General features: G+C 63.1%; 22 protein-coding genes and 3 pseudogenes. 10 read left to right on the top strand and 15 right to left on the bottom strand.

Annotated elements, in window-relative coordinates; genetic code table 11:
- The first annotated feature begins 32 nt into the window (after nt 1–32).
- Both ACYP5B_RS11400 and ACYP5B_RS11395 read left to right on the top strand, forming a co-directional pair.
- A complete protein-coding gene (locus ACYP5B_RS11400; protein ID WP_459569668.1) occupies nt 33–1,415 on the top strand; it encodes an MATE family efflux transporter in 1,383 nt (460 codons plus the stop codon).
- A 144-nt stretch (nt 1,416–1,559) separates the two neighbouring features.
- On the top strand, nt 1,560–1,769 hold the full coding sequence (locus ACYP5B_RS11395; RefSeq protein ID WP_400098750.1) for a hypothetical protein: 210 nt from the start codon (nt 1,560–1,562) through the stop codon (nt 1,767–1,769).
- A gap of 109 nt (nt 1,770–1,878) precedes the next feature.
- Here the strand turns inward: ACYP5B_RS11395 and ACYP5B_RS11390 are convergent.
- Nucleotides 1,879–2,226: pseudogene (locus ACYP5B_RS11390) on the bottom strand (LysR substrate-binding domain-containing protein); the annotation flags it as partial.
- A gap of 54 nt (nt 2,227–2,280) precedes the next feature.
- Here ACYP5B_RS11390 and ACYP5B_RS11385 point away from each other — a divergent pair.
- From ACYP5B_RS11385 to ACYP5B_RS11375, 3 genes and pseudogenes are all read left to right on the top strand, one after another.
- Nucleotides 2,281–2,667 (top strand): annotated as a pseudogene (locus ACYP5B_RS11385) (SDR family oxidoreductase); the annotation flags it as partial.
- A 232-nt stretch (nt 2,668–2,899) separates the two neighbouring features.
- Nucleotides 2,900–3,532, top strand: coding sequence for a glutathione S-transferase family protein (locus ACYP5B_RS11380; protein WP_459569667.1), 633 nt, complete (start codon nt 2,900–2,902; stop codon nt 3,530–3,532).
- A 51-nt stretch (nt 3,533–3,583) separates the two neighbouring features.
- Complete coding sequence (locus ACYP5B_RS11375) at nt 3,584–4,012, top strand: nuclear transport factor 2 family protein (protein WP_459569665.1); 429 nt, start codon at nt 3,584–3,586, stop codon at nt 4,010–4,012.
- Between the two features lie 251 nt (nt 4,013–4,263).
- Here ACYP5B_RS11375 and ACYP5B_RS11370 read toward each other — a convergent pair whose 3' ends face one another.
- Entirely contained in the window at nt 4,264–4,848 is a 585-nt protein-coding gene (locus tag ACYP5B_RS11370) for a TetR/AcrR family transcriptional regulator (protein WP_459569664.1), read from the bottom strand.
- 181 nt (nt 4,849–5,029) lie between these two features.
- Between ACYP5B_RS11370 and ACYP5B_RS11365 the strand changes: the two genes are divergently transcribed.
- From ACYP5B_RS11365 to ACYP5B_RS11355, 3 genes are all read left to right on the top strand, one after another.
- On the top strand, nt 5,030–6,046 hold the full coding sequence (locus ACYP5B_RS11365; protein WP_459569663.1) for a zinc-binding dehydrogenase: 1,017 nt from the start codon (nt 5,030–5,032) through the stop codon (nt 6,044–6,046).
- A gap of 155 nt (nt 6,047–6,201) precedes the next feature.
- A complete protein-coding gene (locus ACYP5B_RS11360; RefSeq protein WP_459569662.1) occupies nt 6,202–7,179 on the top strand; it encodes a zinc-dependent alcohol dehydrogenase family protein in 978 nt (325 codons plus the stop codon).
- 76 nt (nt 7,180–7,255) lie between these two features.
- Nucleotides 7,256–7,855 (top strand): NADPH-dependent F420 reductase, encoded by a 600-nt coding sequence (locus tag ACYP5B_RS11355; protein ID WP_459569661.1) that lies wholly within the window; start codon nt 7,256–7,258, stop codon nt 7,853–7,855.
- A gap of 263 nt (nt 7,856–8,118) precedes the next feature.
- On the opposite strand, the gene ACYP5B_RS11350 is transcribed toward ACYP5B_RS11355, so the two are convergent.
- The 9 genes and pseudogenes from ACYP5B_RS11350 to ACYP5B_RS11310 all read right to left on the bottom strand — a co-directional run bounded on the left by ACYP5B_RS11350 (nt 8,119) and on the right by ACYP5B_RS11310 (nt 14,790).
- Nucleotides 8,119–8,550, bottom strand: coding sequence for a hypothetical protein (locus ACYP5B_RS11350; RefSeq protein WP_459569660.1), 432 nt, complete (start codon nt 8,548–8,550; stop codon nt 8,119–8,121).
- 43 nt (nt 8,551–8,593) lie between these two features.
- Complete coding sequence (locus ACYP5B_RS11345) at nt 8,594–9,088, bottom strand: DUF3237 domain-containing protein (protein ID WP_459569659.1); 495 nt, start codon at nt 9,086–9,088, stop codon at nt 8,594–8,596.
- Between the two features lie 177 nt (nt 9,089–9,265).
- On the bottom strand, nt 9,266–9,586 hold the full coding sequence (locus ACYP5B_RS11340; RefSeq protein WP_459569658.1) for an NIPSNAP family protein: 321 nt from the start codon (nt 9,584–9,586) through the stop codon (nt 9,266–9,268).
- Between the two features lie 108 nt (nt 9,587–9,694).
- A complete protein-coding gene (locus ACYP5B_RS11335; protein ID WP_459569657.1) occupies nt 9,695–10,108 on the bottom strand; it encodes a DUF427 domain-containing protein in 414 nt (137 codons plus the stop codon).
- Nucleotides 10,109–10,271: 163 nt separating this feature from the next.
- Nucleotides 10,272–10,919 (bottom strand): glutathione S-transferase family protein, encoded by a 648-nt coding sequence (locus ACYP5B_RS11330; protein ID WP_459569656.1) that lies wholly within the window; start codon nt 10,917–10,919, stop codon nt 10,272–10,274.
- A gap of 84 nt (nt 10,920–11,003) precedes the next feature.
- Nucleotides 11,004–12,254 carry an MFS transporter gene (locus ACYP5B_RS11325; RefSeq protein ID WP_459569654.1) on the bottom strand — a complete coding sequence of 417 codons (1,251 nt, stop codon included), beginning with the start codon at nt 12,252–12,254 and terminating at the stop codon, nt 11,004–11,006.
- Nucleotides 12,251–13,000 carry an SDR family NAD(P)-dependent oxidoreductase gene (locus tag ACYP5B_RS11320; protein ID WP_459569709.1) on the bottom strand — a complete coding sequence of 250 codons (750 nt, stop codon included), beginning with the start codon at nt 12,998–13,000 and terminating at the stop codon, nt 12,251–12,253. The genes ACYP5B_RS11325 and ACYP5B_RS11320 overlap by 4 nt, the downstream gene beginning before the upstream one ends.
- Before the next feature lie 27 nt (nt 13,001–13,027).
- Nucleotides 13,028–13,879, bottom strand: a pseudogene (locus tag ACYP5B_RS11315) (alpha/beta fold hydrolase); the annotation flags it as partial.
- Between the two features lie 164 nt (nt 13,880–14,043).
- On the bottom strand, nt 14,044–14,790 hold the full coding sequence (locus ACYP5B_RS11310; protein WP_400098724.1) for an SDR family NAD(P)-dependent oxidoreductase: 747 nt from the start codon (nt 14,788–14,790) through the stop codon (nt 14,044–14,046).
- Nucleotides 14,791–14,983: 193 nt separating this feature from the next.
- Between ACYP5B_RS11310 and ACYP5B_RS11305 the strand changes: the two genes are divergently transcribed.
- On the top strand, nt 14,984–15,883 hold the full coding sequence (locus ACYP5B_RS11305) for a LysR family transcriptional regulator (RefSeq protein ID WP_459569653.1): 900 nt from the start codon (nt 14,984–14,986) through the stop codon (nt 15,881–15,883).
- 28 nt (nt 15,884–15,911) lie between these two features.
- Here the strand turns inward: ACYP5B_RS11305 and ACYP5B_RS11300 are convergent, their stop codons facing one another.
- Nucleotides 15,912–16,079 carry a hypothetical protein gene (locus ACYP5B_RS11300; protein WP_400098721.1) on the bottom strand — a complete coding sequence of 56 codons (168 nt, stop codon included), beginning with the start codon at nt 16,077–16,079 and terminating at the stop codon, nt 15,912–15,914.
- Nucleotides 16,080–16,189: 110 nt separating this feature from the next.
- On the opposite strand from ACYP5B_RS11300, the gene ACYP5B_RS11295 reads away from it, so the two are divergent.
- Nucleotides 16,190–17,011, top strand: coding sequence for a CPBP family intramembrane glutamic endopeptidase (locus tag ACYP5B_RS11295; RefSeq protein ID WP_459569652.1), 822 nt, complete (start codon nt 16,190–16,192; stop codon nt 17,009–17,011).
- Here ACYP5B_RS11295 and ACYP5B_RS11290 read toward each other — a convergent pair.
- The 3 genes from ACYP5B_RS11290 to ACYP5B_RS11280 all read right to left on the bottom strand — a co-directional run bounded on the left by ACYP5B_RS11290 (nt 16,964) and on the right by ACYP5B_RS11280 (nt 18,933).
- Nucleotides 16,964–17,410: a GTP-binding protein gene (locus tag ACYP5B_RS11290; RefSeq protein ID WP_400098719.1), complete on the bottom strand. Its 447-nt coding sequence runs from the start codon at nt 17,408–17,410 to the stop codon at nt 16,964–16,966. The two genes, ACYP5B_RS11295 and ACYP5B_RS11290, sit on opposite strands and share 48 nt — an antisense overlap.
- Nucleotides 17,411–17,614: 204 nt before the next feature.
- On the bottom strand, nt 17,615–18,688 hold the full coding sequence (locus ACYP5B_RS11285) for an FUSC family protein (protein ID WP_459569651.1): 1,074 nt from the start codon (nt 18,686–18,688) through the stop codon (nt 17,615–17,617).
- Nucleotides 18,685–18,933: a hypothetical protein gene (locus ACYP5B_RS11280; RefSeq protein ID WP_400098717.1), complete on the bottom strand. Its 249-nt coding sequence runs from the start codon at nt 18,931–18,933 to the stop codon at nt 18,685–18,687. The genes ACYP5B_RS11285 and ACYP5B_RS11280 overlap by 4 nt, the downstream gene beginning before the upstream one ends.
- Nucleotides 18,934–18,979: the final 46 nt, after the last annotated feature.

Raw genomic sequence — 18,979 nt, 5'->3', positions numbered from 1 at the left:
GGCGGTCTCTTCTTCTTGGCATACCAAAACTCATGTCCGCTACTCTTGCTAGTCAGGCCGAGAAGATTTCTCCGCCTCCTGACAACCTTCCGGCCAACAAACTGCTCCACGGTCCGTTGTTGTCAGCATTGATCCGCCTTGCCTTGCCGACAGTCGTCGTACTGTTCATGACGACCTTACTCAGTGTCGCCGAGACCTATTTTGTCAGCTCACTGGGCCTGGAGGCGATCGCCGCAGCATCGCTCGTGGTTCCCGTCGCGGTACTGATGACCACGGTAGCCAGTGCCGGCATCGGCGGCGGCGTGTCCTCGGCCATCGCCCGCGCCACCGGCGCCCGCCGCCAGGACGAGGCGGAAAGCCTGGCTTGGCATGCGGTGGTCATCGCCGCCATAGCAGGCGGACTGTTCTCCTTGGTCGTGGTGCTGGCCGGCCCGGCTCTGTACCGCAGCCTTGGCGGCAGCGGGGCATCGCTGGACCAGGCGGTGCTCTACTCTAACCTCCTGTTCGGAGGTGCGATCCCGTTCTGGATACTGTTGCTCCTGCAGGCGGCGCTGCGCGGAGCCGGCAACGTGAAGGTGCCAGCGGTGATCATCCTGGGCGGTGCGGTCGCCGGCCTGATACTGTCACCGGTGCTGATTAACGGCTGGCTGAACGCGCCGCGCATGGGGGTGGCGGGCGCCGGCGTCGCCCAAGTGCTGTGCAATATCGCCGCGCTGAGCGTGGTGGTCAGCTACATGCGTTCGCCCTCGTCGACGCTGCGCCTGCGCCGCTATCCGCTACAACGTAAGCATTTCAGCGCGATCCTCGGCGTCGGTTTGCTGTCGGCCATCAACGCCGTCATGTCGGCCATGTCAGTCACCGCGCTGACCGCTGCGGCCGGCGCCGTGAGCGTCGCCGCCATCGCCGGCTACGGCATTGCCTCCCGCCTCGACATGCTGCTGGTGCCGGTGATGTTCGGATTCGGAACCGCGGCCATCACGCTGGTGGGCACGAACCTGGGCGCGGGCAACGTGGCGCGTGCCCGGCGCGTGGCGATGGTGAACGTACTGTTCGTTGCCGGCGTGGTTGGCGTAGTCGGGCTCGTTGTCTCGCTCTTCCCGCAACTGTGGCTAGGCCTGTTTACCAGCGACAGGAGCGTTATGGCGGTCGGCGCAGGATACCTGCATGTGGTAGCGCCTTTCTACGCGGTGATCGGCGTGATCTTCGAGCTCTACTTTGCAGGTCAGGGGGCACAACGCATCCTTTGGCCGATGATCGCAAGCGTGGTGCGCTTCGTATTTGCGCTGGCTGCCACGGTGCTGGTCCTGCAAGGCTACGCGAGCCTGCATACCGCTTTCGTACTGGTGGCCGTCAGCATTGCCGTGGCAGCGACCATCAGCCTGCTTGGATTTCTGCGGACCCGCTGGGACCGTTAGATACCAGGGCATTGGCCAGCCCGCTCAACTGGCCGCGCATGCCCGAGGACGTCGACCAGCGCTTGCAAGTATTCGTGCAGCCGCTGGCCAACTGCTCATGAAACTTGCGTTTTGCATGTTTCCTACTCAACTAAGGGATTTCAGATGATCCGCACACGCATGCTTATTCGGGCGATTGCAGCCGCCGCTTTCTCCGCTGCCGCCAACCTTGCCTTGGCCACGGTCAATGACCACCCGGGCGCACCGCCTGTCGGCGCAGTTCAGCCGAAAGGCAACGCCTGCAGCGAACTTGCGGGCGACCCGCTGGACAACGCGCGCGAAGCCGGCGGCACACTCTACGGGTATCGCGTCTGAGGGCGCGAACCACGCGGTGTATGAACGTGCGTACAAGAGTGACGATGCTATTCGCGCCAGCAACGCGTGGTACCAGACCTTCACGCTGGACATCGCGGAGAACCCGTCCTCACGGCCACCCTCTGCGGTGGCCAGATGATTTCCAATCCAAAAGCGTCTCTGCGCTCCACTCCGCCGCAGTGAGTTTGGAGATGAAGAAATCGGCCAACGCACTAACCTTCGCGGGCCGTGCGCGGGCAGTGGGTGTGACGAAATACAAACCACCTTCAGGCAAGCGCCAATCGGTCAGAACGGGCTCGAGCTGCTTGTCCCGGAAATACTGCGTCGCGACAAACTCAGGAAGCTCGGTGATGGCAAGTCCAGCGAGGACCGTGGGCAGTAATGCCTCCACGCTCGTTCCTCGCAACGCTCCGGTCGGTGTGACGGTGCATTCCTCGCCACTTTCATGGGTAAAGCGCCAGACGTCGCGCTTACTCCTGTTGGTGTAGGTAAGACACTGGTGGGCGCCAAGATCGCGCTGCTGGTCGACGGTGCCTCAGTGATCCTGACCGCCTCCAACGTCAGCATTAAAGGCACACCCGCGTTCAGCGTTTACAGCGCCTCGAAGGCCGCAGTGCGCAACTTTGCACGAAGCTGGACGCTGGATCTCAAGTCTCGCGGCATCCGCGTCAATGTCATCAGCCCGGGCCCGATCAAGACGCCTGGCCTCGTCGACCTTGCTGGCCCCGATGCCGCGCAACAACAGGGCCTGCTCGACTACATGGCCTCCACCATCCCGCTCGGGCGTGTAGGAGACCCCGAGGAGGTTGCTGGCGCCGCCGTCTTCCTCGCGTCCTCCGACGCGAGCTTCATCGCCGGCACCGAACTCTTCGTCGACGGCGGACAGGCTCAGATCTGACGAGAACCTGTTGCGTGGCCGGGTGCGTTCAAACCGGCCACCCAATTCGACACACCGCGAACGTCGCCATAGACGATCAAACACAAAGGACATCCGATGGCTGGCGGTCTGCTGCACGTGATCGCTTTCGGCGGTGGTCGTGCAAGCCTCGATGGCCGCCGGTCCTGACACATCGGCTGGAGCGGCGCAGGTCCCTCCAGCCGAGACTAATAGTAGGAAGTAGGAGATTGTCATGCTTGAAGTTCTCGCATTCGCCACGCCCAACAGCGTCAAAGTCCCTATCGCGCTAGAAGAAATGCGGCTCGATTATCGGCTCGTCCCGGTCAATTTGCGTCAGGGTGAACAGAAGGCCGATGCATTCATGGCGATGAATCCCAACGCGAAAGTCCCGGTTCTTATCGATCGTTCCTCCAAGCCTGGAGAGGGCGATGTGATACTTCGCGAATCCGCCGCAATCCTGGTCTACCTTGCTGAGAAGACCGGGCAACTTCTTCCGAAGGAGGGTGCCCGCCGCGACAAGGTCTTCGAACAACTTTTCTTCCACGCGTCCGGCCTGAGTCCTGCATTCCTTCAGGCATTTTTGGTCGCCATGCAACGGTCACCACAACCTGATGCCCAAGCACGCGCTCTAGCGGAGGTCGACCGGGTGCTAGGCCTGCTCAATTCCGGCCTCGAACATCACCCGTACGTTGCTGGTGACGCATACAGCATCGCGGACATTGCTCATTTCGGGTGGGTCTGGCGCCATCAGGCAATCGATGCGTCCCTTGACAAGTTTCCGTTTGTTACTCGTTGGTATGGCGAGATCTCGGCACGACCCGCAGTCGTCACCGCCGTCACAAAGACCTTGGCCCTCGCTCAGTAGCGCGCCACCACATCCCGCCTCTTCCTGAAGCAGCTGCTACAGGAAATGGACATGCAAGAGATTTCCACACAATGCGACCGCAAAGGTCCGCAGTCATTGATTAAGGAGTGTGTTATGAATGACCGTACCCAAGAACTGCTTTATCGCAACCTCCAGGAGGTCTTCGGTGAAGGCGACGCAACGCGTCGTCGCGCGGCAATCGAGGAGCTCTATACCAAGGACTGCGTGCTCTACGTGCCTCCGGGTGCATTCGTTGGGCACGACGCTCTCGACAAATTCGCAGGGGATCTTCGCGCGACGCACCCGCACTTCGCTTACACACCGCACGGTAAGCCTAAGACTCTCCACAACGCCGGTCTTCTGGCTTGGGGTTCTGGCCCGCGCGGCGAAGCCCCCGACTATACGGGCTGGGATGTGATCATCGTTCGTGATGAGAAGATCGCAGCGCTCTATGTCTTCCTCGATTCCAATCCCACATAACCGTGCGATGGTCTCGCACGCTTTGCCGGCTTCGATAACAAGAGCCACCTGAGTTGCTTTGCCTTTGGAAGCTGCCGCTTGCGCCGCCCCGGGTCGAGCGGCGGCAGCGGGTTGTGGATTCAACCGGTCGATGCAACACACTTCTAAAGGCTGCGCGAGCAGTGAGGGGTGAGATGAAACAAAGGCGGCGTATCTACTACACGGAAAGCCGGAGGGCGCCGGTACTGGACCACTCCGTGCAGCACGGCCGGTCAGACAACGCGAGTCCCCCGGGGCCTTGCAGATCTTACCCGACCGCTTTGCGCAGGCCATGCTTGCATGGCGACGTCTGCGATCGCCTTCAGCTTTTGCGGGCCGCCTCCGTCTCGTGCCTGGACGGCCATTCCGCGGGTCACGGCGCTGTAGAAGGCAGCAATTGCGGGCACGTCGGTGTCAGGCGCTAAGTCGCCGTCTTCGACCCCCTTGCGCAACCGCTGCGCCATCATCTCTTCAGCATTTGCGCGGTGCCCGGCCATCGTCTCACGAATAGAAGCGAGTTCGGGGGGCAGGTGAGTGCCGGCCAGAGAGATCATGCAGCCCGATGGGTGGCTGTTTCGAGTGAATTCCACGACGGTAGCATCGAGAAGCTTCGTGAATGCTTCTCGCGTGTCGGCCGTGCCGAACAGCCTGCCAGCGAACCAGACTTCGGACATGCTCAGGTATGCGTCAGTCGCTTCCTTGTAGAGCTGCTCCTTGCTGCCGAACGAGTTATAGAAGCTCGAGGGGCTGATCCCCATGGCCTGGATCAACTGGTCGAAGGTGGTTCCTTCGTATCCCTGCTCCCAGAAGAGCTTCATGGCTCGGTTCAGCGCTTCCGTACGATCAAAGGTCGAGGGCCTGCCGCGGCCGCGCCGGGGTTGCGTATCTTTTTTTGTAGTCATAGCTCCAAAAATAATTGACATGCTGTAGAGATGACCCTATTCTGCCATAACGGAGCGATCGCTCCAATAAACAAATCCCTGCGGAAAGGAGTCCATAATGCAGCGAATTGTTCACACCAACCATGGCGAGCCCGCCGAGGTGCTCACGCTGGAAGCATTTTCCGATGCCCCTTCTCTTGTGAGCGGAGCGGCGCTTGTGCGTGTATCCGCCGCACCGGTTCATCCGGGCGACTTGCTGGGCGTCTCCGCTTCCCCCGCTTTCGGGGCGGCTCCGCTCATGCCGAGGGGAGGTCGAGTGCCCGGCGTCGAAGGTGTAGGGGTGGTGGAAGCACTGGCCGCTGACATCGACCCTTCACACCGGATTCAGGTCGGCACACGTGTGGCCTTCTTTCCCGCCAATGGCACCTGGAGTTCCAGGATCGCCGCGCCTGTCCAGTCGCTGATACCCGTGCCAGATGAAGTGAGCGATGAGGTCGCAGCGCAGATGTTGGTCAACACGTTGACTGCACGCCTTGCGATGCGGGCTGGCCACAACGCGTTGCCTGAAGACAAGCGCGAAGATGTCACGGTTATTCAGACCGCTGCCAATTCCGCCGTCGGAAGGCTGCTCACTCATCTGCTCGTCGAAGTGGGCGTCAATCCGATCCTGCTCGTCGGCTCCGCGGCGAGCGCGCAAGCGCTTAAAGCTGCTCGCCCCAACCTTTCTGTCATTGTCACGGAGAACCAGGGCTGGAAGGACGAGCTTCGCGATGCGCTTGCGAACAAGCCCGTCTATGTGGCGTTCGATGGCGTCGGCGGCGCGCTATTGCCCGACGTAGCGAGCTTCCTCGCTCGCGGTGGAACGATCGTTAGCTACGGCTCCCTGGGCGGCGCTACGACGGACATTCGTTCCATCGCCCCTCGCGCGCTGACCATCAAGGGTGTGTCGTTGTTCAGTTGGCAATTCGAACCTGCGGCGGTGCACGATGCAGACGTGGCCAAGGCGCTCGAGCTCGCCCGCAACTTCCCGAGCCTTTTTCCCGTAGCGGAACGATATCAGGCGAGCGACTACCTGGGAGCGCTCGAACATGCGTACCGCAGGGGAAGGAACGGCATGGTGCTGCTCGCGTTCTAGCGCAACGCGTCCTGCGCAATGTGAGGCGCTCCTTGTCGTGAGGGGCGGCTTGGTAGCGTTCACCCCGGTTTTTGCACGATTTCGAAATGAGCCCCGAGTGCCGAAGTATTGCCTCTCGGCTTTCCGGCTAAGCATCTTATGAAAGGACGTAAGCCATGCGTGCTATCCAGAACACCGCTTTCGGCGACCCCGTCGAGACGCTGAAACTCGTTGACCTTCCGGAGCCGGCCAACCCCGGCCCGGATGAAGTCCTGATCGCGATGGAGTATGCCCCCATCAACGGCAATGACCTGGCCGTCATCACCAATCGCTTCGCCTACTCGACTCCACTGCCCTCGATCGTGGGCAACGAAGGCGTCGGGCGAGTTCTGCAGGCAGGCTCGAATGTCTACAACGTGAAGGTCGGCGACCGCGTGTTGCCCCCGCTTTATGCGTTGACTTGGCGCGAGCGCCTGGTGATCCCGGCCAAGGGGTTGATCGCGTTGCCTGCCAACGTCGATCCACGTCAACTGGCCATGCTGCGCATCAATCCTCCCACGGCCGTACTGCTGCTCGGGCGCTTCGTTGACCTCAAGGAAGGCGACTGGATCGTGCAAAACGCGGCCAACTCCGGCATCGGCCGCACGGTGATCGCGTTGGCGAAGAAGCGTGGCCTGCGGACCATCAACTTCGTACGTCGTCCGGAACTGGTCAAGGAACTGGAAGAGGCGGGTGGGGACGTCGTTCTCGTCGATGAGCCGGGCGCCATCGACAAAGCCAAGGCCGCGGTTGGCCCGGGCAACGTCCGTCTGGCCATCGACGGCCTGAGCGGTTCGGCTGCAGTGCGCCTGATCGACGTGCTGTCGCAAAACGGTACGCTGGTGAGCTATGCGTTCACAAGCGGCGAGCTGGTCACGCCGCTCAAGGTCGTGGACCTGCATCTGCGCGGCATCGTCGTGCGTGGCATATACATCGACCTTCCCGAATACCTGCCGTACATCATGGACGCAATCAAGGAGTCCGCCGAATTGATGGATCGCGGCGAGCTTGACCTGCCTGTGGCTGCCGTCTATCCGCTTGCGGACTACCAAAAGGCCGTCGCTCATGCAATCAAGGGTGGCAAGGTGCTGCTCGACTTGCGCTCATCGAATTGACCTGGCTGTTCTCCCAAGTGCCGTGCTTCTGGACGAGCATGGCTTCGTTGACTTACGTTGCCACTGAGGTGTCGAAATGAAGATTGGTTTTATTGGAGCCGGTGCTGTAGCGCAGTCCATCGCCAGGAGTGCCATTCAAGCAGGACATGAGGTTGTCTTGAGCGCTCGTCGTGGGCCGCAGGCTTTGGGCGATATCGTGGCCGGACTCGGTCCGAACGCGTCGGCAGATACGGTCCAGGAGGTGGCCCGGCTCGAGCTGGTCATGCTCGCCGTTCCATGGCTTCAAGTCCCGTCGGCCCTGGATGGGCTGCCTGATTGGGCAGGTCGCATTTTGGTGGATACCACCAACCCTTTTGCGCAACTCGAGCCTGAGCTCGTTCTGGCGGACTTGGGGGGCACGGGCGCCAGCGAGATCGTCGCGGCACACGCGCCAGGGGCTCGCGTCGTCAAGGCGTTCAATGCTATCCGCATGGAGCACTACGACAAGGGCCCGAAGTTTCATGACGGAAAGCGCGTCATCTTCGTCTCCGGTGACGACAAGGACGCAAAGGCAGTGGTGATCGGTCTCGTCAAGGAGTTTGGCTACGCGGCAGTGGATCTTGGCGGTCTGGTTGCAGGCGGTCGCATGCAGCAAGCCGGTGGGCCGATTGCTGGCCTCGACTGGGTCGTCGCATAGGACTGCAAAGTATGCAAATCAATGTCGAACAGGCGATAGGAATTCGGGACGTAGAGGTGGGGGCCACGCGCAGGCAATCCGGCTGCGTACATACCGTCCCCCATTAGGCGCGGCGCCTTACCAGTCATTCTTGACTTGAGTGAGATCTTCCATGAGCGGATGACCGTTTGACGTCCCACCCGGAGTGATAGAGCCTTGTTGCCCGCCGACTGCGGCCACCCAAGGAAGTTGGTAGATGCCGCGCCTGGTGCGCCGCATTTGCGCTAACAGACTCCGTCGCTCGCGGGTTTTCCCGGTTGACATCGGGCTGAGCGGCTGGGGTTCCAGAGGCGCGGTGGAATGCGGTCGATCTCGGCGTTGACCCACGACTCGAGCTTCCCTTGCGCGTCCGGGCGGCAGTTGGTGACCTTGCCGTGCTTCGCCAGCACCTCTGCGCGGATGGCCTCGTGGTCGGCTTCCACGCCCGACTCCGTGTACCAGCGCGCGGCGAACTTGTGGAGGGCCGTCTTCTGCTTCCCCCCGGCGTATTCAATCCGGAGCGGGCTGCCGTCGGCGGCGTCGTAGATCGAGGCCACCTTCCGCTTGGCGAGGTAGACGTCGGCTTCGAGGCCGTAGCCGTCGTAGCCGACGAACGTCCGGATGTCCCTTAGCGTATACGAGGGGGCTGTGGCGGGGGGCGTGTTCTTCGCTGTCATCTTCTGCTTCCCCTGTGGGACCGGGGCAGCGCCCGTCCATTGCTCATAGGATTTCAAACACGCTGTAGACGGGTCCGTACACGAACCGATGGCCCACACCGACCGCGATGACCTGGTTCAACCACGCATACTTCCCGGCCGGCGCTTCGAACATCGGGTTGATCCGGAAGTAGTAGCTTGCCGGGTCGACTTCTTCGCCTTTCTCCAGTCGCCGTATGACCTCAGTGGCGCCGTGGCGGATGCCGCGGTAAGACATAGTGACGTTGGTGCCGTCGTCGGTCTGGAGGATCAGGCGCACGTCGAGCATGGTGCTCCCGTCGCTGCGCACGGTTTGCCAGTCGCTCCCGCCGTCCAGCACCTGGCCCGACACTCGCTCGCCGGCGAACGTTCCCGACGACACGATGCCGACGCGTCGAAACGGGCCCGGCGTGTCGCCGACGATGACGATCGGCTTGACGTCCAGGCGCATGACGAACAGAGGCCGCGTTTGCACGCTCGTGAGCGGCGCAGGAAGATCATCGAAAAGGGGGGTGGACATCGTATTCACCATCGCCGTTGATGGCATGGGCCTGGGTCCCACGCCGGTGCATTTGAAAAGTCCCAACCAGAGCAAGGTTTTCCTCGATGGGGGTGATGCGAACTGTTGGTCGCCCGCTTCGCGGTGCTCGTGCTTTCAGGCGGGCGGTATGGCACTGCGGCTGCCTCGTGCTTGCGCCTACTTCAGTGGTGAGAAGTCCGTCGGGCGCATGATCCGCGACTCCATGCTCACCAGGATGTCCAGCGCCTTCACCTTGCGACCGAATTCCTGCCAGCGGCTGTCGGCAGCCATCCTGTCCCGACGCTCAAGCCGATCGTCAAGGCCTTTGTAGGCCCAGATATGAGCGATCTGGCTGATATCGTCGATTTCAGTCGTGAAGAAGCCAATCAGGTCGCCGAGGAATTCCAGCTGAAGCGCCAGCCCCTCGCTCTTGTACAAAGCGAGCCAATCGGCGCCGCGTAGCGGCTTGAAGGTGTAAGTTCGGATTTCGTAGAGCATCGGATATCTCCCCTGACGGCTGACAGGCCTGGAATCTGCCAATCGAGCGTTACGACGCGGCTTTTTCCGTCATTGCCCCCCTGCGCTGCCATGCAGGGGAATCTGCGGTCAGAATTGCGCCTCGCCGTTCGCGCGTTCCTCGATTGCATCGATCCGGTCAGTGTAGAAAGCGAGGTGATCCTTGATCGGCGCGACAGCCGCGTATGGGTCTTCGTAAGTCCAGACCGCATTGACGGAGCGCTCGCCGCCGGACGGAATCGAGAAGTACGCGCAGTCGCCCTTGTAGGGACAATAGGTGGTGTGGTCGGACCGTTTGAGCAGCGTCATGTCCACATCCTTCCTCGGGATATACAGGACGGCTGGGTAGCGGGCCTCGCGAAGCGTCAACGCGTCGCGTGTATCAGCGATGACGTGGCCGGCTAGCGTGACCACCACGCGAGACGGGTTGGGCTCGATGGCGATCGGATGATCGGCATCCGGAACCTTGACGGACCGGGTTGCAGCGGTGGCGTTGCTTGACATGAACACTCTCCTTTGGATTGACGCGTCGGGATACCGGCCCCGCTCCCCTCCTCTTTCCCCTCTTCCCCGGCTCCGGAAAGCCCCGCTTCCCAGACCAAAATGAGGTTGCGGAGGGGGATGCTGGCTGGGCCAGGCTTTTGCGACAAAGGGGCCTTGTCGTGATCTATGCTGACGCGCTGGGGCGCTTCGATACCACGTCGTACCAGCGCCGCAGTGAAGCGTGCTCCTCCGGGATGACGAAGTCGATCGCCTTGGCGGCGAAATCCACGGCCACCATCGCAGTGATGTCGGCAGCGGAGAAGCGATCACCGGCCACGAATGGGACTTGTTCCAGGCGGGCATCGAGATCGGCGAAGAAATTCTCCACCCGCAGCTTGCTGCGCTCCGCCAGCTCAGGAATCTGCTCGTAGTCGTGGGGGCCAGCGATCGCGCGGCCTTTGAGACCTGGCGCGGCATTGCGGATGGCCTCCATGACCGCGGCGAAGCCTTCCAGTTCGGCGCGCCGCTCCCACATCGCCACCAGCGCCTTTTCCTTTGCCGTGTCACCGAGCAGGGGTGTCTCCGGGTGGATTTCTTCGATGTACCTGCAGATCGCCGGCACTTCGCCGATAGCCGTGCCGTCCTCCAGCACCAACGTGGGCACGACCCGGCGAGGGTTGATCGCCCGATATGGCTCGGAATGCTGCTCGCCCTTGCTTAGATCGACGGGAACGAGTGGTATTGACAACCCCTTCTCGGCGAGGAAGATGCGCACGCGCCGCGAGTTGGGTGAGGAAGCTGAGTGGTGGAGCCTGATCGGGTCGGAGGTCATGGTTAATTTCCTTTGTTGAAAATCGAGATGCTCGCGGAGCGAAGGTCGGGACCTGCGCTTTCGTTGAGCGTCGGGATTGCAGGTTCAGTGGGATGCAGGCTCGCCCAGAACGCCCGCCTTTCGTTGCATCATGAGCAGCGCGATCGTTGCGAGACTGAGCAAGGCGATCACGCCGGCGCCAAGATCGACCGCCAGGCCCAGTCCCTCGTGCGTCGCCACGACACCAAGGCCAAGGGCGACGACGCCGAGCGAGAGATAGGCGAACAGGTAGAGGGTCGAGAGCACTCCGCCGCGGTGCTGCGCATGTGTCAAGCCATTGATCAAGGTGAGACCACCCAGAAAAAGCAGGGCATAGCCGATGCCCGTCATCGTCGTGGCCGCCAGGAATATCCACAGTCCGTGCCAAGCTGTGGACAGGGCGAGCAATGCCATGCCGGCCGCCGACGCGATGGCGCCCAAGGTCATGGAAATGCCAGGGCGTAGCCTACGCGCGACGATCCCGAACACACCAGACGTGACGGCGAACAATGCCAGCGCGGCACCGTTGACCAGGGCATTGGGGGAACCCACCAGGTCGCGGGCTACCTGGGCGCCGAGCGACAGGATCAGTACGCCATGCGTATACGCGGTAGTTACCGCGAGCGCTGCGACTGCGAACGCGGGCCGCAAGGCGCAGGGGATGGACGGCGCCTTGGGGCGCCACTTGCCAGCCGCTGGCACACCCGCGTGACGAGGCAAGAGCCAGGCCGCGGCGAATAGCAGCGCAATGAGGACAAACAGCACCCAGAAGCTGAGATGCAGCGGCCATGGCGCGTATTGCGTCAGCGCACCGCCTACGAGCAGCGCCGCCGCGAAACCGAAGGCTTGTGCAGTCGCCATAACGGATGCGGCGCGCTTACCCTGCCCCTGCGAGCCGAACTCCACCATCGCGGCCGTCGAGGCGCCGGCGCTGAGGCCAACGCCGATGCCCATCAGGGCGCGGCCGGCGAACAGCCACGACACGCTCGGTGCAATGGCGAGCAGCAGCACACCGAGCAACGACGCGCCCAGCCCCAGCAACATCGTCGCTCGACGGCCAAGATGGTCGGAGAGGTCGCCGAATGCAATCAGGACGGTCACGACGAAGACCGGATAGATGGCGAATATGCCGGTCGTCACCGTGTGGGTCAGGTGCCACTGCTCGGCATACAGCCGATAGGTCATGGCGGGCGCAGCGCTGGTCCATAGCGTATGTGCGACCACACCCGCCGCCACCCAGAAACTGGTCCGCGGCCCCAACTCGAATGGCCGGGAACCTTCCACGGGATGCTTCGACATCTGGCGCTCGAACGTCACGAAGCGGTCTTGCCGCCGTTGACTCGGATGATCTGGCCCGTAATGAAGGTCGCCTTGCCGGACGCGATGAACACGATGGCATCGGCGATTTCTTCGGGGGCTCCCGCGCGCTTGAGGGGAACACTCGAGAGGAAGGTGGCTTTCCTGTCAGCCGTGCCGGTGAGCCGGTCGAGCATGGCGGTCTGAACCGGGCCCGGGGCAATGGCGTTGACCCGCACGCCGGATGCGGCGCCCTCGAGCGCGGCCGATTTGGTCAGGCCTTCCACCGCGTGCTTGCTGGCGGTGTAGAGGGATGCGTTCGCCGCGCCGCGCTCACCCATCGTCGATGAGATATTGACGATGCTGCCGCTGCCTTGCGCGAGCATCACGCGCATCTCGTGCTTCACGCTGAGCAATGTGCCGAGCACGTTGGTGTCGAAAGTGGCCGCATAGTTCTCGGGCGTCAGTTCCGTCACTGGTCCGGACTGGCCTTCAGTGCCGGCGGCGTTGACTGCCACGTCGAGTCGACCAAAGCGCGCGACCGTGCCATCGACCAAGCTGCTGACTTCGTCTTCATGACGCACATCAGACTTGAGAAACTCCGCTTCGGCACCGAGCTTTCGAAGTTCGGCAGCGAGTTTCTGGCCTTCTTCATCGCGCCGTCCGGAAACTACGACGTGCGCGCCTTCACGAGCGAAGGCCAGCGCGGTAGCGCGGCCTATGCCGGTCAGTGCGCCTGTGATGAGGACTACGGGATGTGTGGACATTGCTTTCTCCTGGTCGGGCGCGCGCCCGCCATCTTGAGACAGGAACAGGGAGACGTCGTCTACGAACCGCTCGGGGTACTGATACTGCGAGCCGTGGTTGGCGTCCGGATAGAGGATCAGTTGCGCGTTCGGGATGTGCTGCTGCAGGATCGAGGAGTTCACCGAGTAGATGATCACGTCGCTGTCGCCGTTGACGACCAGCGTTGGCTGCGTGATCGCCTTCAGGTAGTCGAAGGGATTCTCGCGCGGTGCGCCCCACTTGGTCAGCGCCTCGAGCTGCGCAGGGGCAACCTGGTCGCCAACATCGGGATCGCGGCCCTCGATGCGTTGGCGCAAGCGCTTGAGGTAAGCGCGTCCAGCCGTCTGGCTGGCCTCGGACGGCGTGAAGAAGACCCTGAGCCACAAGTGATCAGGCTCATCGTAGGTCGCGCCGAAAATCTCTTGCGCTTCGGGCGACAGCGAAGCCATGCCTTCGCCGCTGCGCGGGCCGGTGCCCAACAGGATCAGGCGTCGCACGAGGGCGGGCTCGGCCAGCGCCAGTTCCTGCGCAACGAGGCCGCCCAGGGAAAAACCGAGCACATCGACCTGGGAAAGACCGAGCGCCTTGATAAAAGCCGCGGCGTTAGCCGCCATCTTCTCGATCGAGGCCGGTACCTCGCCGGAACTGCTGGAGATGCCTGCGTTGTTGAACAGGATGACTTCGCGCTGCTGCGCAACCCCGTCCGTCACCGCCGGGTCCCAGTGGTCCATGGTGCCGGTGAAGTGCATGTTGAAGACGAGCGGCACGCCGCCGGTCTTGCCAAAGCGGCGATAGGCAAAGCGAATGCCCTGGGCTTCGACATACTGCGTCGGCGCCGTCTGGTGTGTGTATGCGGTCATGTCGAATGTCCTTCGAGGCATGCGGGGCTAAGGCGCCTCGCCAAAGCGACAGGCGTGAGGTTCAGCGGCTGAGGCCGCGGGCGATGCCAGGCTTGTCCCAAGGCGATGCGCCCTCACCCCACTGCGTGTCGATGACGCGCCCCGGGAGAGTGGCGCTGGGACGATCAGCCCGCGGTCTTGCCACCATCGACGGTGACGATCTGGCCGGTCACGAAGGACGAGGCGTCGGACGCGAGGAAGAGCACTGCGTTGGCAATGTCGCCCGGCTTGCCGACGCGGCCCAGCGGTACGGTAGCGGTCAGCGCCGCCTTGTTCTCGGGGGTGCCGGTGAAGCGGTCGAGCATGCCGGTGTCGACCGGGCCGGGGGCAACAGCGTTGACGCGCACACCTGTGGTGGCGACTTCCAGCGCGGCCGACTTGGTGAAGCCATCGACTGCATGCTTGCTGCCGGCGTAGATGGAGGCGTAGGCCGCCCCTTCGTGACCGTAGGTCGAGGAGATATTGATGATGCTGCCGCTCTTCTGGGCCGTCATCACGCGCAGTTCGTGCTTGAGGCTCAGCAGCGTGCCCAGCACGTTGGTATCGAAGGTGGCGGCGTAGCTCTCGGCGGTCTGGTCGACAACCAGCCCCGGCTGCCCTTCCGTGCCGGCGTTGTTGACGGCCACGTCGAGACGGCCGAAGCGGGCCACGGTCTGATCGACCAGATCGCGAACCTGATCGTCGTGGCGGACGTCGGCCTGGATGAAGGCGACCTCGGCGCCGAGTTGCTGAAGCTCGGTTTCGAGGGCCTTGCCTTCGGCCTGCCGGCGGCCGGAGACGACGAGATGGGCACCATTCTTGGCAAAGGCCAGAGCGGTGGCACGGCCGATGCCGGTCAGGGCTCCGGTGATGAGGACTACGGGCTTGGTCATGATTGAACAACTCCGGTGCGATATGATTTTCGGGGTATGGGGAGGTTTAGCCGGCACCTAGATTCCGGCGAGGACAGGACGCCCCAATACGCCGCCACTGGTAAGAATCTAGGGGTTCGTGACAAAATTGGAAAAGACTTTATAAGCTGACGGGCATACCTCGCAGGCATGGGGGGTTCAACATGGAGGAGCAATGGAACTGCGACACCTTCGGTATTTCATCGCGGTCGCCGAGACGGGTAGCCTGACGGTGGCCGCGGAGCGACGGCTGCACACCTCACAGCCGTCACTGAGCCGGCAGATCCGGGACCTGGAAAATCAGGTCGGGGTCGAACTATTGAGCCGCAGCGGGCGCGGCGTGGAGCTGACCGCCGCAGGCAAGGCATTTATCGATCACGCGCGGCTTGCCCTTACCCAGGTGGACGCTGCGGTCGAAGCGGCCCGCAGGGCGGCGCAACCAGCCAAGCAGCGGTTTGCGCTCGGGTTCCTCACCGGGCAGGAAATGACCTGGCTGCCCGAGGCCATGCACATCCTTCGCGACGAATTGCCCAATGTCGATGTCACCGTCTCCAGCGACTACTCGCCGGATCTTGCCGAAGGACTAGCACGGGGCAAGCTGGATCTGGCGCTCCTGCGCGCCGAACCGGGCTTCGATCTCACTTACAGGGTCGTGAGCCAGGAACCGCTTGTGGTGCTGATGCCCAGCGATCATCCGCTGACGTCACGCGAGGCCATCCGCCCACAAGAGCTCGTTGGCGAGCCCTTCATCGCCATGGCGAACAAGGCCAAGGTGCTGCGCGCGGTGATCGACGACTACCTGGAGCGCTCAGGGGTTCGGATCACACCGACCCAATGTGTGGACAACCCTGCGATGGTCATGTCATTGGTGGCATCGACGCGAGGCGTGACGCTGATCCCGGCCTATGTCGAGAGTCTGATGCCCTTGTCGGTCGTCAGCCGCCCCCTTGCCGGCGAGGTGCCGACGATCGACCTCGCCATTGGCTACAGCGAGGCGAACCGTTCCCCCATCCTGAAGCTGTTCCTGTGGCGGCTGGATGAACTGATTGCTCGCGTATCGAAGCGAGCACATTGACACAGACCTGCAGTTAGACGCCTGGATGCTAACTCTCCTTGCCAGGCATCACGTATTCGAGCGGGTCCGCGGCAACCGTTGCCAGCGTGTATCCGATGGATTTCACATCGACCATTTCAGGTTTCCGGGCTGGATGGGCAGTCCCGGCGGCGCCGAGCGCTCCCAGCAGAAATCCAAGGATCTTTCGCAAGTGCATGGCACTCACGTCGTTTTTGAGCAGCCGATTCTACAGATTCGCGCTGCCGTTGCCGTTAATGGAAGCGGCAACCTACGACAAGCCCATCGTCCCGAAAGACCCCGCGATCCATGAATCCGAACCGGCCAGACCAGACCCAACCGATCACTTTCCAATGGGCGCTCGCGCTCACCTTCGTGGCCTGGTTTGTCGAGGTGATATTGACCATGTTGCTGCGCCCGGCCCTGCTGCGCAGCGGCATGCAGCCAATGGCCGCCGCCAGCCTGATTCGCGTGGCCTGCTACGGGCTGGTATTCAGCACCTTGCTGCATGCCAGCGGGTTGAGCTACCGCAAGCTGTTCCATGAGGGCCGCGCCAGCGTGGCGGCCACGCTGGGCGTGTTGGGCCCGCCGATCCTGCTGATGGTGCCGCTGATCTTGCTGCTCGACGGGCTGGCCATGATCGGCATAGAGGCGCTACTCCCCTTTTCCGCCGATGACGCGCGCATGATCACGGAGATGACGAGCGGGGGCATCGGCATCTGGGTGCTGGTGTGCCTGATTGCGCCGCTCGTGGAGGAGATGTTCTTCCGCGGCATCCTGCTGCGGGGCATGCTCAAGCGCTACGTGCGTGCCGACGCCACCGTGTACTCGGCCTTCGTCTTTGGCGTGGCGCACCTGAACATCTACCAGTTCGTGATCGCGTTCGCCATCGGGCTGTTCGCGGCGGCGCTCTATTGCCGCACGCGTTCGCTCTGGCCCGGCATCGTCCTGCATGCGGGCCTCAACACAGGCGTCATGGTCTCCGCCGCAATGGCGCCGGAAAGCACGGTGCTGGAAGCGCCAGTCGGCGTATGGGCGTTCGCCATTCCATTGGGGCTGGCCGGGGCCTGGATGCTGCGCCGGCTACTGTGGCGACGTCACGGCGCGGGCGCGACGCAAGGCCACCCCTGAGTCCCCCGTTTCGCCCTGCAGGCAAGCCACAAGCCCGGCCCGCAAGCCAGTTTCATCCGCGTTGTCGAAGCGCCCGATGAACACCACCGTGGAGAGATCCCCTGCGCTAGCTTGCTCGCAAACCGACAGTGCCACTCGGCGCGCCGCCACCTGACACGCATGCGCACGCGCGTTCCCCGCCAGCCTGACGATACCTTTGGCACGCAGCACATTGCCGGGCACCGACTTGAGAAACGCCTTCAGGCGCTGCTTGTCGAACTGGCCGTGCAGCCGCACGGAGAAGCTGGCGATCTGGGGCGTATCGGGGCGGCCAAACGGCTGAGGCTGGTACTCGCGGATCCGCGTCCGAGGCGCGACACACGCATCGAAGATCAGGCTCAGCGGAATGGCCACAGCCATCGTCCCGCCTGGCATGGCCGGCTGGTCTTCCTTTGCAGTATTGAAGATCGGCCAGGGGAGCGCTAGTACCAGCAAGCACGTATCGATGAGTCCAGCGCCTCCTGTTTTCCCAAGCGAGCTCAGGGTTAACGCCGGTGGGCAGGCAGGCAGGCACCGATGGTGCCGCTGCGAGGGGATCAGGCGGTTGGCGATGTCGAAGCGGGCTTAAATGTTCCAGCGATCGGCGATGGCCGCCAGGCGCTGCCTGAGGTCGTCGAACTCGTCGGACAAGCGCAGCGTCAGCGACACATAGCCTGCCCATCGCGGTGGCACGGTGCCCGCGATTTGCGCGAGCGAACAACTGCCGCGCGGCGCCAGGCGCGCCACCACGCCATGGGTCAGCGCACGCGCCATGCCGATCAGCATGGCGCTGACACGGCGGTTCTCTTCGGCAAGGTGATCGCGCACCAATGCCTTGTCCTCGTCGCCGTCAACGCGCGGGCGCGTGGCCGCGAGCACTTCCAGCAGGCTGATGCACACGCGCATGCCGTGCTGGATGGCCTCGAGCTGCTCCATCGATACGTTGATCTCCTTGGCCACCGACGGCATCAGCGATCGCAGCTGTACCAGCAAGCTGCCTTGCAGCACCATGGCCCGCTGCAGCACGGCCCGGTCGAAGCCTGCGTCGTTGACGATGGCCGTGTGCATCCTGGCGCAGCTGCGCAGGGCCTCGGCCAGCTTGTAGCGCCACGTGTAGGTGGCGTGCAGGGGCAGCGCAAAGGAGAACAGCAGCGCGATCGCGATGCCGATCAGTACATCCGCCGCGCGCCAGAGGCCGTCCGCGATGGCGTTCTCGCCATGGCCGGCGACGATAAAGATGGTGATGGCGGAGAGCAGCGCCACGTAGCCACCCTTGCCGATCGCGTGGTACGCGCAGATGGCGCAAGCGATCACGATCAGCGCGTAGCTGAGCAAAGGCGCGTGAAAATACGATTGCTGCAGGATGATCACCAGCCCCGCGCCCGCGCCGATCAGCGTGCCGAGCGCGCGTTCGGCCGCCTTCTTGCGGATATTGCCGTGGTGCTGCAGGCCGCCGATGACCACCAGCAGCGTGATTGACGCCCACTCGCCATGGGGCAGGTGGATGCCGGTGGTCAGCGCAATGGACGTCAGCAGGCCCAGCGCCACCCTGGCGGCATGAATCACCTTGGCATGGCGGTAGCGGCGCGCCGGATCCAGCACCGGGCGCAGCACGCGCCGCAGCAACGGATGGACGCGAGCGAGCAGCGTGCTGGTCATGCCGGCCCGCCGGCTTGCGCGATGCCTTCGTCCATGCCCTGCAGCCGATACGGCGCCGCCAGCCCGCCATTGCTCGGGCGCATGCGTGGGCCAAGGTGCGCGTCATGGTTCAGGTCGAACAGCACCAGCTCGCTGCCGTTCGCGGGCGGGTTCGCATAGCGCGCATCCACCACCGCGCGCGTGCTGACGAGCACTACGCCGGCCAGCACGGCCCTGCGCTTGAGCAGACGTGTGATTCTTGGCATCATCATCGGCTACCTGGCAGACAACGAAAGACGCGCCCGGCGCGGC

The organism is Cupriavidus sp. 8B (assembly GCF_054589115.1).
The sequence above is the reverse complement of the archived record's forward strand: the minus strand, read 5'-3'. Positions and strand labels throughout refer to the sequence as shown.

Bases quoted from the DNA above. Each gene is read 5' to 3' on its own strand.
- ACYP5B_RS11400 (WP_459569668.1), top strand. From the start codon at position 33: ATGTCCGCTACTCTTGCTAGTCAGGCCGAGAAGATTTCTCCGCCTCCT.
- ACYP5B_RS11395 (WP_400098750.1), top strand. From the start codon at position 1,560: ATGATCCGCACACGCATGCTTATTCGGGCGATTGCAGCCGCCGCTTTC.
- ACYP5B_RS11380 (WP_459569667.1), top strand. From the start codon at position 2,900: ATGCTTGAAGTTCTCGCATTCGCCACGCCCAACAGCGTCAAAGTCCCT.
- ACYP5B_RS11375 (WP_459569665.1), top strand. From the start codon at position 3,584: ATGCAAGAGATTTCCACACAATGCGACCGCAAAGGTCCGCAGTCATTG.
- ACYP5B_RS11370 (WP_459569664.1), bottom strand. From the start codon at position 4,848: ATGAAGCTCTTCTGGGAGCAGGGATACGAAGGAACCACCTTCGACCAG.
- ACYP5B_RS11365 (WP_459569663.1), top strand. From the start codon at position 5,030: ATGCAGCGAATTGTTCACACCAACCATGGCGAGCCCGCCGAGGTGCTC.
- ACYP5B_RS11360 (WP_459569662.1), top strand. From the start codon at position 6,202: ATGCGTGCTATCCAGAACACCGCTTTCGGCGACCCCGTCGAGACGCTG.
- ACYP5B_RS11355 (WP_459569661.1), top strand. From the start codon at position 7,256: ATGAAGATTGGTTTTATTGGAGCCGGTGCTGTAGCGCAGTCCATCGCC.
- ACYP5B_RS11350 (WP_459569660.1), bottom strand. From the start codon at position 8,550: ATGACAGCGAAGAACACGCCCCCCGCCACAGCCCCCTCGTATACGCTA.
- ACYP5B_RS11345 (WP_459569659.1), bottom strand. From the start codon at position 9,088: ATGTCCACCCCCCTTTTCGATGATCTTCCTGCGCCGCTCACGAGCGTG.
- ACYP5B_RS11340 (WP_459569658.1), bottom strand. From the start codon at position 9,586: ATGCTCTACGAAATCCGAACTTACACCTTCAAGCCGCTACGCGGCGCC.
- ACYP5B_RS11335 (WP_459569657.1), bottom strand. From the start codon at position 10,108: ATGTCAAGCAACGCCACCGCTGCAACCCGGTCCGTCAAGGTTCCGGAT.
- ACYP5B_RS11330 (WP_459569656.1), bottom strand. From the start codon at position 10,919: ATGACCTCCGACCCGATCAGGCTCCACCACTCAGCTTCCTCACCCAAC.
- ACYP5B_RS11320 (WP_459569709.1), bottom strand. From the start codon at position 13,000: ATGTCCACACATCCCGTAGTCCTCATCACAGGCGCACTGACCGGCATA.
- ACYP5B_RS11310 (WP_400098724.1), bottom strand. From the start codon at position 14,790: ATGACCAAGCCCGTAGTCCTCATCACCGGAGCCCTGACCGGCATCGGC.
- ACYP5B_RS11305 (WP_459569653.1), top strand. From the start codon at position 14,984: ATGGAACTGCGACACCTTCGGTATTTCATCGCGGTCGCCGAGACGGGT.
- ACYP5B_RS11300 (WP_400098721.1), bottom strand. From the start codon at position 16,079: ATGCACTTGCGAAAGATCCTTGGATTTCTGCTGGGAGCGCTCGGCGCC.
- ACYP5B_RS11295 (WP_459569652.1), top strand. From the start codon at position 16,190: ATGAATCCGAACCGGCCAGACCAGACCCAACCGATCACTTTCCAATGG.
- ACYP5B_RS11290 (WP_400098719.1), bottom strand. From the start codon at position 17,410: ATGGCTGTGGCCATTCCGCTGAGCCTGATCTTCGATGCGTGTGTCGCG.
- ACYP5B_RS11285 (WP_459569651.1), bottom strand. From the start codon at position 18,688: ATGACCAGCACGCTGCTCGCTCGCGTCCATCCGTTGCTGCGGCGCGTG.
- ACYP5B_RS11280 (WP_400098717.1), bottom strand. From the start codon at position 18,933: ATGCCAAGAATCACACGTCTGCTCAAGCGCAGGGCCGTGCTGGCCGGC.